Raw genomic sequence first — 16034 nt, forward strand, 5'->3', positions numbered from 1 at the left:
CAACAGGGATACTGCCATGAAATATTCATCCATCGCCCTGACCGCCGCGTTCGGCGTGGCCATGACAGGCGCCGCGTTCGCTCAGGACAAGACGCTGACCGTCGGCGGCTACGGCGGCTCGTTCGAGACGCTCCTGAAAGAGCTGGTCATTCCGCAGTTCGAGAAGGAGCACGACGTCACCATCTCGTTCGTGCCGGGCAACTCCACCGAAAACCTGGCGCGGTTGCAGGCGCAGCGTTCGTCCCAGGAGCTCGACGTCGTGATCCTCGACGACGGGCCGATGTACCAGGCCGACGCGCTGGGCTTCTGCGCGCCGCTCGAGGACAGCGAGATCAAGAATGACGTCTATGACATCGCGCGCCTCGGCGACAATTCCATCGGTCTCGGCTTTGTCGCGACCGGGTTCACCTACAATACCGAATGGTTCGAGCGCGAGGGCTGGGAGCCGCCCAGCAGCTGGAAGGACCTCACCGATCCCAAGTTCGAAGGCATCCTGTCGGTGCCGCCGATCTCCAACACCTACGGCCTGCATACGCTGGTGATGATGGCGCGGCTGAACGGCGGCGGCGAGAACGACATCGATCCGGGCTTCACGGCGATGACCGAGGAGGTCGCGCCCAACGTGCTGGTGTTCGAGCCGTCCTCGGGCAAGATGTCCGAGCTCTTCCAGTCCGAGGAGATCGCGCTGTCGATCTGGGGCTCGGGGCGGACCAAGTCGCTGGCCGACACCGGCTTCCCGGCGGCCTTCGCCTATCCCGACGAAGGCGCGGTCGCGCTGATGATCGCGGCCTGCCCCGTGGTTGACAGCGACGCGCCGGAAGAGGCGCAGGCCTTCATCGACTACCTGCTCGATCCGGAAGTGCAGGTAAAACTGGCCGACGCCATCGGCGCGGGTCCGACCAACAAGAACGCGGAACTGCCCGAGAACCTCGCCGCGTCGCTGCCCTACGGCGACAAGATCGCCGACCTGGTCGCGGTGGACTGGGACGTGATCAACCCGCTGCGCGAGGAATGGACCAAGCGGTGGGCGCGCGAAGTCGAACGCTGACAGCGCGACGCATTACTGGACGCGGGGCCTCGCGGGGCCCCGCCAAGCGTTTACGGGGAAGCTCGATGGCCTTTCTTGAACTTCACGGATTGACCAAGCGGTTCGGCGATTTCGCGGCGGTCGATGACCTGACCTTCACGGTCGAGCGCGGCAGCTTCGTCTCGCTTCTCGGGCCGTCCGGCTGCGGCAAGACGACGACGCTGCAGATGGTGGCCGGGTTCGAGACGCCGACCGAGGGCAAGATCATCCTCGACGGGAAGGATCTCTCCGGGATCCCGGCGCGCGAACGGGGCCTGGGCATCGTGTTCCAGACCTACGCGCTGTTCACGCACATGACGGTCGAGGAAAACGTCGGCTTCGGCCTCGAGATGCGCAAGGTGTCCAGGGCGGAGCGCAAGCGCCGGGTCGCCGACGCGCTCGACCTCGTGCATCTGAGCCATCTCGGCAACCGCTACCCGAGGCAGATGTCCGGCGGACAGCGGCAGCGCGTGGCGCTGGCCCGCGCCTTGGTGATCGAGCCGCAGCTTCTGCTCCTGGATGAGCCGCTCTCCAACCTCGACGCGAAGCTACGCGAGGAAATGCAGCTTGAATTGCGCCGCATCCAGCGCGAGGCGAACGTGACGACGCTGATGGTCACCCATGACCAGTCCGAGGCGCTGGCGCTGAGCGACAGCATCGTGGTGATCGATCACGGCCGGCTGCGGCAGGACGCCACCCCGTTCGATGTCTACGAGACGCCGCAATCCTCCTTCGTTTCGCGCTTCCTCGGCAAGAGCAACAACTTCTCCGCCCGGCTGGAAAGCGCCGGCCCGGACGGGTCGAAGCTGGTCTGCGGATCGCTCGACCTGCAAGGGCCCCGGGTCGATCTGGCGCCCGGCCCGGTCGAGATCGCGCTGCGCCCCGAACGCATCACGCTGGTCGGTGCGGACGCCGGCCAGTTGCGCGGCACGGTGGCCGAGCGCGTGTTCATGGGCAACCAGTGGCTGTTGCGGATAGAGACCGAGATCGGCGACATGCTGGTGATGCGCTACAACACCGGGCGCGCCGAGGCCGAGCAGGGCGCAACCGTCGGGCTGAGCTGGAAGCCCGAGGACATCCGCATCCTGCCCGCCGAGGAAACCTCGGCATGACCTCGCAGACCTCACGCGCCTGGCTGCTGAGCGCGCCGGCCCTGGTCCTGTTCGCGGTGCTGCTGCTGACGCCGCTGGCGATGACCTTCGTGCTGAGCTTCAACAGCTTCGATTTCTACGGCGGCATCGGCAACGATCTGAGCCTCGCCAACTACGCCGAGGTGCTGGGCGACAGCTATTTCTACGAGATCTTCTGGCGCACCTTCCTGATCGCGCTGATCACCACGGTGATCTGCGCGGCCATCGGCGTGCCGCAGGCTTATATACTTTACCGCATGTCGCCGTTCTGGCGCTCGATCACCGTGCTGATCGTGATCGGCCCGCTGCTGATCTCGGTGGTGGTGCGCACGCTGGGATGGGCGATCCTGCTGGGCAACAAGGGGGTGATCAACACCGCGCTCACCAATATCGGCCTGATCGAGCGGCCGATCCGCATGATGTACACGTCGGGCGGGATCGTGCTGGCGCTGGTGCATGTCATGGTCCCGTTCATGGTGCTGGCGGTCTGGGCCGCGCTTCAGCGCCAGGATCCCGCGACCGAGGCGGCGGCGGAATCGCTGGGCGCACGGCCGCGCACGATCTTCTTTCGCATCGTGCTGCCGCAGGCCATCCCCGGCGTTCTGTCGGGGTCGCTGATCGTGTTCTCTCTCTCGGCCTCGGCCTTCGCCACGCCCGCGATCCTTGGCGGGCGGCGGGTCAAGGTCGTCTCGACGACCGTTTACGACGAATTCCTCAACACGCTGAACTGGCCGCTCGGCGCGGCCATCGCGATGCTGCTTCTGGTCGCGGTGCTCGCCGTGATGCTGAGCTGGAACCGCCTGGTCGAGCGCCGCTACGGGGAGGTTTTCGAATGAGGCGCAACGGCCCGCTTTCGATCCTCTTCAGCCTCGTCTTCGTCAGCTTCATGCTGGCGCCGATCGTGGTGGTGATCGGCGTGTCCTTCACGCCCGAAGGGTTCCTCGAATTCCCGCCGAGCGGCATTTCGCTGCGCTGGTTCCGCGCCATCCTCGACAACCCCGAATTCATCACCGCCGCATGGATCAGCCTCAAGCTCGGGGTCGCGGCGGCGACGGTGGCGACCGTGCTGGCCGTGCCCGCGGCGCTGGCCATCGGGCAGGGGCGTTTCGCCGGGCGGGACGCGCTGCAGGCGCTGTTCCTGTCGCCGCTCATGGTGCCGACCGTAGTGCTTGGCATCGCGTTCCTGCGATTCCTCAGCCTCATGGGGCTGAACGGCACCTTCTTCGGCCTGATGCTGTGCCACGCGATCATCATCACGCCGTTCATCCTGCGGCTGGTGCTGGCCTCGGTCGCGGGGCTGGACCGGTCGGTGGAGAAGGCGGCGATCTCGCTCGGGGCGCGGCCGCTGACCGTGTTCCGGCGGGTCACCCTGCCGGCGATCATGCCGGGGGTGATCGGCGGCTGGATGCTGGCCTTCATCACCAGCTTCGACGAACTGACCGTCACCGTCTTCATCGTGAACCCGTCGACCACGACGCTGCCGGTGCGGCTCTTCTCGCACATCACGCAGACGACCGACCCGCTGGTCGCGTCGGTGTCGGCGGTGGCGATCCTGTTCACGGTCGCGCTGATGCTGCTGATCGACCGGCTCTACGGCCTCGACCGGCTTTTGATCGGAGAGGGCAAGCGATGAGCGCGGGGACGACTGCCGACACCCTCGTCATCGGCGGGGGGCTCGTCGGGGCGGCCGTGGCCTGGGGGCTGGCGCGGCAGGGCGAGAAGGTGATCCTGATCGACGAGGGCGACGTGGCGCTGCGCGCCTCGCGCGGAAATTTCGGCCTGGTCTGGGTGCAGTCCAAGGGCAGCGGAATGCACGACTACGCCCGCTGGACGCGGCGCTCGGCCGATCTGTGGCCGGATTTCGCCGGCCAGCTTGCCGAAGACTCCGGCGTATCGCCCGATTACCACAAGCCCGGCGGCCTGCATTTCTGCCTCTCCGAAGAGGAGATGGACGAGGTGCGCGCGCTCAACGATCGGATGCACAACGTCAACGGCGCGCTTGGCTACGGCGCGGAGATGCTGGACCGCAAGCAACTGGACGAACTGATGCCGGGGCTCGGGCCGGACGTGGTCGGCGGCTCCTACGGCAAGCATGACGGCCACGCCAACCCGCTGCTGCTGTTGCGCGGGCTGCACGCCGCGCTGGCGCGGCGCGGCGGACGCTATGCCAGCGACGCGCGTGCGGAAACGATCGAACCTGACGGGACGGGCTACCGCGTGACGACGCCGAAGGACGTCTTTCGCGGGGCGAAGGTGGTGCTGGCCGCCGGGCACGGCAACAGCGCCCTTGCGCCGCAGCTCGACCTCGACATCCCGCTGCGCCCCGAGAAGGGGCAGATCCTTGTCACCGAACGCGCGGCGCCGCTGCTGACGATGCCCACGCACCTGCTGCGACAGACCGACGAGGGCACCATCATGATGGGCGACAGCCACGAGGACACCGGCTATTCCACCAGGTCGGGGTCGCCGGTGATGTCGCAGATCGCCCGCAACGCGATCCGCTGCTTTCCCGCGCTGGCCAACCTGCGCCTCGTGCGGTCCTGGGCGGCGGTGCGGATCCTCACGCCCGACGGCGCGCCGATCTATCAGCAATCGGACGCCCATCCGGGGGTCTTTTCGCTCAACTGCCACTCCGGCGTGACGCTGGCGGGGGCGCATGCGCTGGCGCTGGCCCCGATGATCGCGGCCGGTGCACTGGCCCCCGAGATGGCCGCATTTTCCGCAGGGAGGTTCCATGGTCAGACGCATTGAGCCGGACGGCGAAACGTTCGAATTCACCTTCGAGGGCCGGACCATCGTGGCGCGCCCCGGCGACAGCATCGCCGCCGCGCTGACCGCCGCCGGCATCGTGAACCTGCGCGACAGCGTCGTCAGCGGCAGGCCGCGCGGCGTCTTCTGCATGATGGGAAGCTGTTTCGACTGCCTGGTGGAAATCGACGGCGTGCCCAACCGGCAGGCCTGCATGACGGCCGCCGCAAGCGGGCTGGAGGTGCGCCGCCAGCGCGGCGGCGTGGAGGTGCAAGCGTCATGAAAAGCTGTGACATCGCCGTGATCGGCGCCGGCCCCGCCGGGCTCGCCGCCGCGACCAGGGCCGCCGACCTGGGATACGACACCGTCCTGCTGGACGAACAACCGTCCCCGGGCGGACAGATCTATCGCGCCGTCGAAACCGCCGATCACGCGCGCACCGAGGTCATGGGCGCGGACTATGCCCGCGGGCGCGCCATCGTCGACGCCTTCCGCGCCTCGGGGGCCGCCTACATGGACGGCGCGCTGGTCTGGAACATCTCGACCGACCGGGTGATCGATTTCAGCCGCGGGGGCGCGTCCTCGCAACTCTCCGCGAAACGGATCATCGTCGCCACCGGCGCGGTCGAGCGGCCCTGGCCGCTGCCCGGCTGGACATTGCCGGGCGTGACCACGGCAGGCGCGTTGCAGATATTGATGAAAGCCTCGGGGATCGTGCAGGAGGACGCGGTCCTGGCCGGGTCGGGTCCGCTGTTGTGGCTGGTGGCCGCGCAACTGGTGGACGCGGGCGCCCCGCCGCGCGCCGTGGTCGAGACGACGCCGCGAGCGCATTACCGCGCGGCGCTCGCCCAGCTGCCCGCCGCCTTGCGCGCGCCCGGATACCTCGCCAAGGGTTGGCGGATGATGCGCAAGGTCAAACGCGCGGGCGTCCGTCACTTTGCGGGCGCCGAGAATATCGCCATCGAGGGGGCCGACGCCGCCAGCGCGATCCGCTTCACCGCCAAAGGCGCCAGCGAGCGGATCGAGGCGAGCAGCATCGCGCTGCATCAGGGCGTCGTGCCCAATCAGCAGATCACCCGCCTCCTGCGGTGCGATCACGCCTGGGACGCCGCGCAGCAGTGTTTCCGTCCGGTGACGGACGAAGACGGGCAAAGCTCGGTCCAAGAGGTCTACGTCGCCGGCGACGGCGCGGGCATCGGCGGCGCGCTGAGCGCGGCGCTTCACGGCGAAATCACCGCGCTCGCCATCGCGGCGCGGGACGGGCGCGGCGATCCCGCCCGCCTGAAGTCGCTGCGCGCCGAGCGCGCGCGCGACGCCGCCGTGCGTCCCTTTCTCGAAACGCTCTACGCCCCCGCCCCGCATGTAACCGCCCCGGCGGACGACACCATCGTCTGTCGCTGCGAAGAGGTCACGGCAGGCGCCATCCGCGAGGCGGTGAACCTGGGCGCGCCCGGCCCCAACCAGGTGAAGTCCTTTCTTCGCGCCGGCATGGGGCCGTGCCAGGGCCGGGTCTGCGGCCCCGTGGTCAGCGCCATCATCGCCGAGCGGCGCGGCGAAACGCCCGGCGCGACGGGCTATTACCGCATCCGCCCGCCGCTGAAACCGATCCCGCTGTCGGAACTCGCGCAATTCACCATCCCCGACGCGCCCGAAGACCGATGAGCGCGGCGGACCACCGCGCCGACCTGATCGTCATCGGCGGCGGCATTCACGGTTGTTCCGCCGCCCTGCACGCGGCGTTGCGCGGCATGTCGGTGATCGTGCTGGAAAAGGACACCGTCGGACGCCACGCCTCGGGGGTGAACGCGGGCGGCGTGCGCCGGCTCGGACGGCACTACGCCGAGGTGCCGCTGTCACAACGCTCGATGGAAATCTGGTATGGCATCGCCGATTTCCTGGACGACGATTGCGGATTCCAGGTCGCACCGCAGATCAAGGTGGCCGAAACCGAGGAGGAGCTTGCCCAACTCGCCGCGCGCCGGGACGAACTCAATGACATGGGCTTCACCCACGAGGTTCTGCTCGATCGCGCGGAGGTGCGGGCGCATCTTCCGGCGGTGGCCGATCACGTGGTCGGCGGGCTGGCCTGCCTCGACGACGGGTTCGCGCAGCCCTACCAGACGACATTCGCCTTCCAGCGCAAGGCGGAGTCCCTCGGCGTGCGGTTCCATGAGCACACCCGCGCCAACGCCGTGCGCAAGGAGGGCGGCGACTGGCTGGTCGAGGCGGACGCGCAGCGCTTTTCCGCGCCCCGGCTGCTGAACGCCGCCGGCGCCTGGGCCGGAGACCTGGCCGCAGCCCTGAACGAGCCCGCCCCGGTCGAGGCGATCGCGCCGATGATGATCGTGACCTCCCGCCTGCCGCATTTCTGCGACGCCGTCGTCGGCGCGACAGGGCGGCCGCTGTCGTTCAAGCAGATGCCGAACGGGACGGTGGTTCTGGGCGGCGGCCGCAGGGGGCGCGCGGACAGGGCGACGAACCTGTCCGAGATGACGTTTCCCGAACTCATGCTGACGGCGCAGACCGCGATCGACATCTTCCCCGCGATGCGCGATGCGACCATCGTCCGCTCTTGGTCGGGGGTCGAAGGGCGGATGCCCGACGATATCCCGGTCATCGGCCCCTCGGCGCGCCACGACAATCTCTATCACGCCTTCGGCTTTTCGGCGCACGGCTTTCAGCTTGGCCCCGGCGTAGGCGAGATCATGGGCAACCTCATCGCCACGGGCGCGACCAACGCGCCGCTTCAACCGTTTTCAATCGCGCGTTTTTCCGACGCGCCCCAACCATGAAGGAACAGCACATGCTGAAACGCCACATTCCCACCCGTATCAACCACCGCGTTGTCGAAGCCGGCGGCATCCTGCATTTCGGCGGCCTCATCGCCGATGACCTGAGCCAGGACATGAAAGGCCAGACGGCCCAGATCTGCGCCAAGATCGACAAGCTGCTGGCCGAGGTCGGCTCATCCAAGGAACGTCTCGTGACGGCCATGCTCTACATCACCGATTTCGACCAGAAGGAAGGCATGAACGACGCGTGGCTCGAATGGCTCGACGCGGGCGATCTGCCGACGCGCGCCACTATCGGCGTGGCCGAGCTGGGCAAGGACGTGCTGATCGAGGTGGTCGTCTCGGCGGTCCGCTAAGGAGCGGAGCCCGACCAAGCGTCGGCGCGCGCCGGGTGTGACCCGGCGCGCGCCCCTCAGCCCCAGACGTCGCGGAACCGCGCCCAGGTGACGGCTGCCGCGACCGCGGGTTTGCGCAGGAAGTGAAAAGGGATCGGGCGCATGGGCGTGACCGGGAAATTCAGCTCCTCCGCGGGCGTTCCCGCGGCCCAGTCCGCCAGTTCCCGCCCCATCGCCGTGGCCATCGCGACACCCCGCCCCATGTAGCCGAGCGCGGTCATGGCATTGTCCGACAGCCGGTGCAGGTGCGGGTAGTGGTCGGTCGTGATCGACACGAACCCGCCCCAGGCGTAGCGCCACTCGATATCCGCAAGCTGCGGATAGATCACCGCCGCCGCCCGGCGCAACGCGGCGAACTGGCGCTCTACGCCGCGCTCCGAGTAATCGCCGCGCCCGCCGATCAGGAAGCGGCCCTCGTCGTCGAAGCGGAAGTAGAGCAGCAGGCGCCGGCTGTCCGAGGCCGAATGCCCCCGCGGCAGGATGCTGCGGCGCAGATCGTCACCCAGCGGATCGGTCGCGACCTGGATCGAGCGGACCGGAACCTGCGTGCGCGCGAGGCGCGGGGTGGGGTCGCCCGTGTAGGCGTTGGTGCAGACCAAGACGCGCCGCGCGGAGAGCTGCCCCTCGGCGGTGACGATCGTGCTGCCCGCGCCGTCGCGGCGGATCTCGCTCACCCGGCTGTGGCTGTGCAGCACCGCGCCGGCGTCCCGCGCCGCGCGCGCAAGGCCGATCGCATAGTTGAGCGGGTGCAGCTTGCCGCCGCGTTCGTCGATCATCGCGCCCTGATAGGCCGTGCTGCCGAGGATATCGGCGGCCTCGTCGCGTGAAAGCAGCCGCATCGGCGCGTCGCGGCGGGTCCATTGCGCGACCCGTTCGCTCACCGTCTTCATCGCCGCGTCGTCATGGATGGGCTGCACCCAGCCCTTCTGCGCGAACCCGCAGTCGATCCCGTGACGGCGCACCAGGTCGGCGACCAGATCGCCCGAGGCGCCCGACATGGCGATCATCCGCTCGCCCATCTCCACGCCGAACCGCACGCGCACGGTGTCGGGATCTTCCTTGAGCCCCGGATTGACCTGCCCGCCATTGCGCCCCGAGGCGCCCCATCCGGGGGTTTCCGATTCCAGCAGCGTGACGCTCACCCCCCTTTCGGCAAGGTGCAGCGCCGCCGACAGGCCGGTATAGCCGCCGCCGATGACCGCGACATCGGTTTCCGCCCGCCCCCTGAGCGCGGGGAAATCGGGGGTCGGGTTGGCGGTGGCGGTCCAGACGGAATTGGCGATGCCGGGGATTTCGTTGGCGATCATGGCGATACTCGTCTCAAGCGATATGGCACAGGCGGAAGGCGTCGTAGATGGCGGCGTGGACGTTGCGGCTCGCCTGCGCGTCGCCGATGCGGTGGAGTTCATACCCCGCGCGTCCGCGCGGCTGCGGGCGGCGGTCGATCAGTGCGCCGATATCGGTCACGCCGTCGTTTGCCGCATCAATGCGCAGGGCGTCGAACATTTCGTTGTCGGGCACGGTTCCCATATCCACGACCACCTGGTCGACGTCGATCCGCATTTCTTCGCGGGTCAGTTCGTTCAGCAGGGTCGCCGTCAGGCGGTTGGCCGCCCGCGCGACCGAGACCAGCCGCAGATCGGTGAGCGGCGCCAGCCCGGCGCGCGAGAATTCGGTGCGCCAGCGGGTCGTCTCGGCATAGGTGAGGTCCTGCGCGACGCCTGCGTCGATGGTGGCGAAGACCACCTCGGAGCCGGCCTCCTGCGCGAGCTTCGCGGCCATCGGCGCGGGGTGGCGGCCCGTGCCGTCCCAGACCAGCACCCGCGGCGCGGGTTTCGCCTGACCGCCGATCACGTCCCAGGCCGAAAGCGCGAGATCCGCGCCGGGGCCGAACCCGGTCTGCGGCAACCCGCCAGTGGCGAGGATCACGAGATCGGGATTCAGCGCGGCCACGTCGGCGGCCTCCATGAAGGCGTTGTAGTGGATCGGCACGTTCGCGCGCTCAAGCTCGGCCAGGCGCCAGTCGATGATACCGGTGATGTCGCGCCGCCAGCCGCTCGACGCCAGCACGAGTTGCCCGCCGGCCTGGCCCGCGGCCTCGTGCACGCTGACCTCATGGCCGCGCAGGGCCAGCACGCGCGCCGCCTCGAGCCCGCCGGGTCCGGCGCCGACGACGACCGCGCGGCGCGGGCTGTCCGCGGGGCGCACGTCATGGGGCAGGATCGTCTCACGCCCCGTCACCGCGTTATGCAGGCATTTCGGCCGATACTGCGACTGGCAATGCTGCGCGCCGACGCAGGGGCGCACCCTGTCTTCCTCGCCCGCGGCGAGCTTGGCCACCAGGTGCGGGTCGGCGATCTGGGCGCGGGTCATCCCGGCCATGTCGATATGCCCCTCGGCCACCGCGTGCCGGGCCGAGGCGAGGTCCGAGATGCGCGCCGCGTGGAACACCGGCAGGCCCACCTCGCGCCTGAAGCGGCCGACATGCTCGACCCAGGGCGCGATGGGCGTGCCCATGCCGGGCATGTTCTCCATCGTCAGCGCGCGCATCGTGTCCATGGAGCCGTAGATCGCGTTGAAGAAATCCGCGCCCCCGGCGGCCTGCAACATCTGCGCGGCCCGCGCGCTTTCCTCGGGCGAGAGCATCCCGTCGGGCCCTTCGTCCACCACCCAGCGGATGCCGATCAGGAAATCCGCGCCGACCGCCTCGCGCATGGCGTCATGCACCATCAGCGTCAGGCGCATCCGGTTTTCCAGGCTGCCGCCGAACTCGTCGCTGCGCTGGTTGGTGCGCGGCGACAGGAACTGGCCGAGGATATGCCCCCCGGTCAGCGTCTCGATCCCGTCGAGGCCGCCCTCCTCGCATCGCCTGGCCGCCGCCGCGTAGGCGGCGATGACGCGGTCTATGTCGTGGCGGTCCATTTCGCGCGGGATGGCGCGGTGCAGCGTCTCGCGCAGGGGCGACGGTCCGATCGCCGGCAGCCAATCGCCCTGGTAAGGATCGCCGCGCCGCCCGAGATGGGTGATCTGGCACATCAGCGCCGCGCCCTGGGCGTGCATGCGCTCGGAGAAGCGTTGCAGGTGCGGGATGACGCCGTCTTCGCCGACATTGATCTGGCTGAAGATGTTGGGGCTGTCGGGCGCGATGTTGGACGAGCCGCCGAACATCGACAGCCCGATGCCGCCCTTCGCCTTTTCCTCGTGATAGGCTTGGTAGGTCTCCTGCGGGTAACCGTCCACCTGCAACCCGCAGGCGTGGCTGGTCGACATGATCCGGTTGCGGATCGTCAGGTTGCCGATCTTGAGGGGCTGGAGCAGCGGATCCTTCGGCGTGCTCGGGGCCGTGTCGTTCATGGCGCGTCCTTTCAGGGCGGGGTTCAGTCGGGACGCAGCAGCGGCTGGGCGCTGCGCGTCAGCCCGCCGTCGACCGCGATGTTCTGCCCGGTGACGTAGCTCGCCCCCTCGCTCGCGAGAAACGCCACGACGGCGGCGATCTCGCTGGGGGCGCCGGGGCGGCCGGCGGGGACGTGGGACGCGACGGTGGCGATCTTCTCGGGCGTGTAGGAGGCGCGCAGCGCCTCGGTCATGGTATAGCCGGGCGCGACCGCGTTGACCGTCACCCCCCGGTGCGCGACCTCCGCCGACAGCGCCGCCGTCAGCCCGTCGACGCCGAATTTCGACGCCGAATAGACGGTGTTCGTGGCGTTGCCCTGCACGCTCCAGATCGAGGTGACGTTGACGATCCGCCCCCAGCCCTGCGCCAGCATGTGCGGCAGGCAGGCGCGCGTCAGCGCGTAGGGGCCGGTGAGGTTGGCCGTCATCATCTCGGCCAGCAGGTCGTCGCCGGTCTCGACCATCGCCGCCTTGCGGTTGATCCCGGCGTTGTTGATGAGGATGTCGGGGCGAAGCCGCTCGCCGGCCTCGGCGGCGGCGCGCGCGGCCGAGGCGGCGTCGAGATAGTCAAGCTGCATGTAGCCGATCGCGTCGTCGAGCCCCTCCGGCCGCTCCGCCGCGCGGCCGGTGATGGTGCAGGCGTGGCCGTCGGCGACGAACTGAGCGGCGATCGCCGCGCCGATCCCGCGCCCGGCGCCGGTGACAAGTGCGGTGCGTCGCTGGCTCATTCGTCGCCTCCTTCGTTCTCATAGAGGTAGCACGCGGCAAGGTGCTCCCGCCCGACCCGGCGATGATCGGGATGAACCGTGGCGCACACCTCCATCGCGTGCGGACAGCGGCCCAGGTAGCGGCAGGCGCGGGTGTCGTCGGTGAGCGGATTGAAGATGTCGCGCGTGCTGACCTCGGCGTCGCGCTGCCGGTCGAGCGTGCCCAGCAGTTCCCGCGTATAGGGGTGTTTCGGGTCGGCATAGACCTCGCGCGTCGGGCCGACCTCAAGCAGCTTGCCGAAATACATGATCGCGATCCGATCGCACAGGAACCGCGCGACGTGCAGGTCGTGGGTGACGAAAACGATGGTCAGATCGTGGGTGTCGCGCAGCCTCTTCAGCAGGTTCAGGATCTGCGCGCGCACCGACACGTCGAGCTTCGACACCGCCTCGTCGGCAAAGAGAACGCGGGGCCGCGTGGCGAGCGCGCGGCCGATCGCGGCGCGCTGCAACTGGCCGCCCGACAATTCGTGCGGGAAACGGTTGCGGAACTGCGCGCCAAGCCCGACATCGGCCAGCAGCGCATCTATCGCGGCCGGCATGTCCCGCTTGCCCGCAAGCCCGTGCAGGCGCAGCGGGATGGCCAGCGCCTCGGCCACGGTCTGGCGCGGATTTAGCGACGAGAGCGGGTCCTGAAACACCATCTGCATCGCGCCGCTGCTCAGATCGAAGGGCGCGCCATCCAGCGTGACCCGCCCCCCCGCCATCGAGTGAAGCCCGAGCGCGGCCTTGCAGATCGTGGTCTTGCCGCTGCCGGATTCGCCCACCACGCCGAGGATCTCGCCGCGGCGCACCGCCAGGTCGACATGATCGACGGCGTTGAACTGCGTCATGTTTCCGCGCAGGCGCGAAACCAGCCCGGCGCCGGCGGTAAAGCTGACGACCACGTCCTCGAAGCGCAGGCAGGGATCGGTTGCGCCGGTCATGGCGCGGGTATCGGCGCTGGCCGTCATATCGCGTCCTCCGACCGGTTCGCCTTGATGCAGCGCACTTCGCCGTGCTCCTTTACGTGATGCAATGCGATGGCGTGATCGCAGGCCGCGTCATAAAGCGGGCAGCGCGGCGCGAAACGGCAGCGGTTCTCGGGCCAGGCGCCGGTGCCGACCTCGCCCGAAATCTCCGTCAGCTTCTCGACGTCGCCCTCCAGTTCGCGCGCGGTCTTGACCAGCCCCTGGGTGTAGGGGTGGCGGGGGTCGCGCATCAGCGCCTCGGTCGGCCCCTGCTCGACGATCTGGCCGGCATACATCACGATGATGCTGTCGCTGACCTGTTCGGCGATGGTCATGTCGTGGGTGATGAAGATGAACGATGCGTCGACCTCGCGGCGCAGCTTGTCGAAGAGGTCGATGATCTGGCGCTCCACGAGGTTGTCGAGATTGGTCGTCGGCTCGTCCGCCACGATGAGCGAGGGCTTGGAGAACATGACCAGCGCGATCAGGCAGCGTTGCAGCATGCCGCCGCTCAGCTGGTGCGGATATTTGCCAAGGGTCGTCTTCGGGTCGGCGATATCGACCTGCCGCAACGCCTCGGCCGCGTCGGCCATGATCCCGCCATGGCCCCCAGGATGCAGCCGGCCCACTTTGCGGAAGTGCCAGCCGACGGTCTTGACCGGGTTGAAGCTGCCCACCGGGTCCTGGAAGATCATCGCGAGGTCCGCGCCGCGCAGCCGGTCGAATTCGCGCGGCGGCAGCGCGGCGATGTCGCGCCCGTTGTAGCGGATGTGGTCCGCGCTCATCTCGCCGCCCGCGGGCAAGAGGCGCAGGATCGCCTTCGAGGTGATCGTCTTGCCCGAGCCGCTTTCGCCGATGAGACCGAGGACGCGGCCCTTGTCGAGCGTGAAGCTGACGTCCGAGGACACCGGCAGGTCGCCCGCGCCCAAGCGGAACTTCACGTTGAGATTGGCGATCTCCAGAAGCGGCACAGTCATGAGTCCCTCGCTTTCAGCCGGGGGTCGGCCAGGTCGCGCAGCCCGTCGCCCAGCAGGTTCAGCGCCAGCAGCGCGGTGGTCACGGTCAGCCCGGTCATCGTCAGCACCCAGGGCGCGCGGCGGAAATATTCCTGTCCGTCGGCCATGATGACGCCGAGGCTGGGCGTCGGCGGCTGCACGCCGAGGCCGATGAACGACAGGCCGCTTTCGATGATGATGCCAAAGGCCACGGCGATGCTGGCCTGCACCATGATCGGGGCCGAGATGTTGGGCAGGATCTCGCGGAACAGGATGCGCGGCGTGCCCTGGCCCATGATGCGCGCCGCCTGCACATAGGCGTCGTCGCGCACCACCTCGGTGGTGTTGCGCGTCAGCCGTGCGAAGATCGGCATGTAGACCAGCATGATCGCCAGCGCCACGTTGACGACGCCGTAGCCCAGCGCGACCATCAGGAACAGCGCCAGCACGAAGGCGGGAAAGGCGAAGAACAGGTCCACCACGCGCATCACCACCGCGTCGAACCAGCCGCCCAGATATCCCGCGAAGAGCCCGGTCGTGATCCCCAGCGCCATCGCCGCCAGCACGCCCGAGGCGCTGATCATGAGCGACACCCGCGCCCCCGCCAGCGCGCGGGTCAGCACGTCGCGGCCAAGGCTGTCGGTGCCGAAGGGATGCTCCCATGAGGGCGGCTTCAGCACGCTGAGGAAATCGTGCTTGTCTACCCCCCAGGGCGAAATCATCGGGCCGACGATGATGACCACGATGAAGAGCGCGGTGATCGCGGATCCGGCCAGCGCCGTGCGGTTCTGCATCAATGCTGTGAGCTTCATGGGATCACCTCGCGCGTCTGGGGTCGAGCATGATGCAGATCAGGTCGACGATGTAGTTGACCGCCAGCACGATCGCCAGGAACACCACGGCGCAGGCCTGCACCACGAAGTAATCGCGCGCGAAGGCGGCCTCCACCATGAGCGAACCGACGCCGTTGATGCCGAAGATGCGCTCGATGATGACGACGCCGCCCAGCAGGTAACGCACCTGCAGCCCGATCACGACGATGAACGGTATGACGGAGTTGCGGAAAACATGATGAAGGAAGCGGAACCGCGGCGGATGGCCCAGCGCCTTGGCGACGGTCACGTGTTCGCGGTCGAGGTTCTCGATCAGCGCGGTCCGCAGCGTGCGGGTGAACACCGCCGCCATCGGCGCCGCGATGGCGAGCGCGGGCAGAAAGCCCGAATGCAGCGCGCCGAGAACCGACTCGGACGGTGGGGCGAACCCGTAGGACGGGAACAGACCCAGCCCGATCGACAGGCCCAGGATCAGCATGTAGCCGAACCAGAAATCCGGCATCGACACCCCCAGCACCGCCAGCGACGTGGCGCCGGTATCGATGGCGTTGCCCCGGTTGACCGCCGCCAGCGTGCCAAGGACCAGCGACAGCAGGACGGCGATGAGGATGGCGTAAATCCCGATGAACAGCGTGTTGGGCAGCCGGAACATCAGAAGCGCCGCAATGTCTTCGCCACTGGACACCGACAGGGAGTCGCCGAAATCCAGCCGCGCCAGCCCGCCCAGCCAGTTCAGGTACTGCACCATCAGCGGCGCGTCGAGCCCATGCTTCGCGTTGAAGGCTGCGATGCTTTCGGGGGTCGCGAAGTCGCCCAGCACCACCAGCGCCGGATCGCCCGGGGCGAGCTTCATCACGAAGAACACGACCATGGTGCCGATCAGCATCGTGACCAACGAACCGGCAAGCCGCGTCAGGAGATATTTGAGGCCAGATGGCATGAAGCGTCTTTCAGTCAGATGTCAG

At 68.5% G+C, this 16034-nt stretch carries 16 protein-coding genes; 9 read left to right on the forward strand and 7 right to left on the reverse strand.

All coding sequences use genetic code 11. From position 1 onward, the window contains the following. Positions 1-16: 16 nt before the first annotated feature. The 9 genes from D6850_RS13405 (at position 17) to D6850_RS13445 (ending at position 8092) form a co-directional block, all read left to right on the forward strand. Positions 17-1048 (forward strand): ABC transporter substrate-binding protein, encoded by a 1032-nt coding sequence (locus tag D6850_RS13405; RefSeq protein WP_121167731.1) that lies wholly within the window; start codon positions 17-19, stop codon positions 1046-1048. A 65-nt stretch (positions 1049-1113) separates the two neighbouring features. Beyond that, positions 1114-2178 (forward strand): ABC transporter ATP-binding protein, encoded by a 1065-nt coding sequence (locus D6850_RS13410; RefSeq protein WP_121167733.1) that lies wholly within the window; start codon positions 1114-1116, stop codon positions 2176-2178. Continuing rightward, positions 2175-3032: an ABC transporter permease gene (locus tag D6850_RS13415; RefSeq protein ID WP_121167736.1), complete on the forward strand. Its 858-nt coding sequence runs from the start codon at positions 2175-2177 to the stop codon at positions 3030-3032. Before D6850_RS13410 ends, D6850_RS13415 begins: the two co-directional genes overlap by 4 nt. After that, on the forward strand, positions 3029-3829 hold the full coding sequence (locus D6850_RS13420; protein WP_121167738.1) for an ABC transporter permease: 801 nt from the start codon (positions 3029-3031) through the stop codon (positions 3827-3829). Before D6850_RS13415 ends, D6850_RS13420 begins: the two co-directional genes overlap by 4 nt. Further along, positions 3826-4947, forward strand: coding sequence for an NAD(P)/FAD-dependent oxidoreductase (locus D6850_RS13425; RefSeq protein WP_121167740.1), 1122 nt, complete (start codon positions 3826-3828; stop codon positions 4945-4947). Before D6850_RS13420 ends, D6850_RS13425 begins: the two co-directional genes overlap by 4 nt. After that, complete coding sequence (locus D6850_RS13430) at positions 4931-5227, forward strand: (2Fe-2S)-binding protein (RefSeq protein ID WP_121167742.1); 297 nt, start codon at positions 4931-4933, stop codon at positions 5225-5227. Before D6850_RS13425 ends, D6850_RS13430 begins: the two co-directional genes overlap by 17 nt. Next, on the forward strand, positions 5224-6606 hold the full coding sequence (locus tag D6850_RS13435; protein ID WP_121167744.1) for an FAD/NAD(P)-dependent oxidoreductase: 1383 nt from the start codon (positions 5224-5226) through the stop codon (positions 6604-6606). Before D6850_RS13430 ends, D6850_RS13435 begins: the two co-directional genes overlap by 4 nt. Beyond that, positions 6603-7736 carry an NAD(P)/FAD-dependent oxidoreductase gene (locus D6850_RS13440; protein ID WP_121167746.1) on the forward strand — a complete coding sequence of 378 codons (1134 nt, stop codon included), beginning with the start codon at positions 6603-6605 and terminating at the stop codon, positions 7734-7736. The genes D6850_RS13435 and D6850_RS13440 overlap by 4 nt, the downstream gene beginning before the upstream one ends. 11 nt (positions 7737-7747) lie before the next feature. After that, positions 7748-8092, forward strand: a complete 345-nt coding sequence (locus D6850_RS13445) for a RidA family protein (protein ID WP_121167748.1) — start codon at positions 7748-7750, stop codon at positions 8090-8092. Between the two features lie 56 nt (positions 8093-8148). Here D6850_RS13445 and D6850_RS13450 read toward each other — a convergent pair whose 3' ends face one another. Genes D6850_RS13450 through D6850_RS13480 form a run of 7 tightly spaced genes read right to left on the reverse strand, consistent with a single transcriptional unit; the run spans position 8149 to position 16009 of the window. Further along, positions 8149-9438, reverse strand: a complete 1290-nt coding sequence (locus D6850_RS13450; protein WP_121167750.1) for an NAD(P)/FAD-dependent oxidoreductase — start codon at positions 9436-9438, stop codon at positions 8149-8151. 13 nt (positions 9439-9451) lie between these two features. Then, entirely contained in the window at positions 9452-11485 is a 2034-nt protein-coding gene (locus D6850_RS13455) for an NADH:flavin oxidoreductase (protein WP_121167752.1), read from the reverse strand. A gap of 23 nt (positions 11486-11508) precedes the next feature. Further along, a complete protein-coding gene (locus D6850_RS13460) occupies positions 11509-12252 on the reverse strand; it encodes an SDR family NAD(P)-dependent oxidoreductase (protein WP_121167754.1) in 744 nt (247 codons plus the stop codon). After that, complete coding sequence (locus D6850_RS13465) at positions 12249-13244, reverse strand: oligopeptide/dipeptide ABC transporter ATP-binding protein (protein WP_121167756.1); 996 nt, start codon at positions 13242-13244, stop codon at positions 12249-12251. The genes D6850_RS13460 and D6850_RS13465 overlap by 4 nt, the downstream gene beginning before the upstream one ends. Beyond that, positions 13241-14218 carry an ABC transporter ATP-binding protein gene (locus D6850_RS13470; RefSeq protein WP_121167758.1) on the reverse strand — a complete coding sequence of 326 codons (978 nt, stop codon included), beginning with the start codon at positions 14216-14218 and terminating at the stop codon, positions 13241-13243. The genes D6850_RS13465 and D6850_RS13470 overlap by 4 nt, the downstream gene beginning before the upstream one ends. Then, entirely contained in the window at positions 14215-15048 is an 834-nt protein-coding gene (locus D6850_RS13475) for an ABC transporter permease (protein ID WP_121167760.1), read from the reverse strand. Before D6850_RS13475 ends, D6850_RS13470 begins: the two co-directional genes overlap by 4 nt. Positions 15049-15052: 4 nt before the next feature. Next, the gene (locus D6850_RS13480) at positions 15053-16009 is read right to left on the reverse strand and encodes an ABC transporter permease (RefSeq protein ID WP_121167762.1); all 957 of its coding nucleotides are present in this window, start codon (positions 16007-16009) and stop codon (positions 15053-15055) included. Between the last annotated feature and the right edge of the window lie 25 nt (positions 16010-16034).

It is taken from the genome of Roseovarius spongiae (assembly GCF_003651245.1).
GTDB lineage: Bacteria > Pseudomonadota > Alphaproteobacteria > Rhodobacterales > Rhodobacteraceae > Roseovarius > Roseovarius spongiae.

What these genes read in the sequence shown, in the direction of transcription:
- D6850_RS13405 (WP_121167731.1), top strand. Translation starts at nt 17, where the DNA reads ATGAAATATTCATCCATCGCCCTGACCGCCGCGTTCGGCGTGGCCATG.
- D6850_RS13410 (WP_121167733.1), top strand. Translation starts at nt 1,114, where the DNA reads ATGGCCTTTCTTGAACTTCACGGATTGACCAAGCGGTTCGGCGATTTC.
- D6850_RS13415 (WP_121167736.1), top strand. Translation starts at nt 2,175, where the DNA reads ATGACCTCGCAGACCTCACGCGCCTGGCTGCTGAGCGCGCCGGCCCTG.
- D6850_RS13420 (WP_121167738.1), top strand. Translation starts at nt 3,029, where the DNA reads ATGAGGCGCAACGGCCCGCTTTCGATCCTCTTCAGCCTCGTCTTCGTC.
- D6850_RS13425 (WP_121167740.1), top strand. Translation starts at nt 3,826, where the DNA reads ATGAGCGCGGGGACGACTGCCGACACCCTCGTCATCGGCGGGGGGCTC.
- D6850_RS13430 (WP_121167742.1), top strand. Translation starts at nt 4,931, where the DNA reads ATGGTCAGACGCATTGAGCCGGACGGCGAAACGTTCGAATTCACCTTC.
- D6850_RS13435 (WP_121167744.1), top strand. Translation starts at nt 5,224, where the DNA reads ATGAAAAGCTGTGACATCGCCGTGATCGGCGCCGGCCCCGCCGGGCTC.
- D6850_RS13440 (WP_121167746.1), top strand. Translation starts at nt 6,603, where the DNA reads ATGAGCGCGGCGGACCACCGCGCCGACCTGATCGTCATCGGCGGCGGC.
- D6850_RS13445 (WP_121167748.1), top strand. Translation starts at nt 7,748, where the DNA reads ATGCTGAAACGCCACATTCCCACCCGTATCAACCACCGCGTTGTCGAA.
- D6850_RS13450 (WP_121167750.1), bottom strand. Translation starts at nt 9,438, where the DNA reads ATGATCGCCAACGAAATCCCCGGCATCGCCAATTCCGTCTGGACCGCC.
- D6850_RS13455 (WP_121167752.1), bottom strand. Translation starts at nt 11,485, where the DNA reads ATGAACGACACGGCCCCGAGCACGCCGAAGGATCCGCTGCTCCAGCCC.
- D6850_RS13460 (WP_121167754.1), bottom strand. Translation starts at nt 12,252, where the DNA reads ATGAGCCAGCGACGCACCGCACTTGTCACCGGCGCCGGGCGCGGGATC.
- D6850_RS13465 (WP_121167756.1), bottom strand. Translation starts at nt 13,244, where the DNA reads ATGACGGCCAGCGCCGATACCCGCGCCATGACCGGCGCAACCGATCCC.
- D6850_RS13470 (WP_121167758.1), bottom strand. Translation starts at nt 14,218, where the DNA reads ATGACTGTGCCGCTTCTGGAGATCGCCAATCTCAACGTGAAGTTCCGC.
- D6850_RS13475 (WP_121167760.1), bottom strand. Translation starts at nt 15,048, where the DNA reads ATGAAGCTCACAGCATTGATGCAGAACCGCACGGCGCTGGCCGGATCC.
- D6850_RS13480 (WP_121167762.1), bottom strand. Translation starts at nt 16,009, where the DNA reads ATGCCATCTGGCCTCAAATATCTCCTGACGCGGCTTGCCGGTTCGTTG.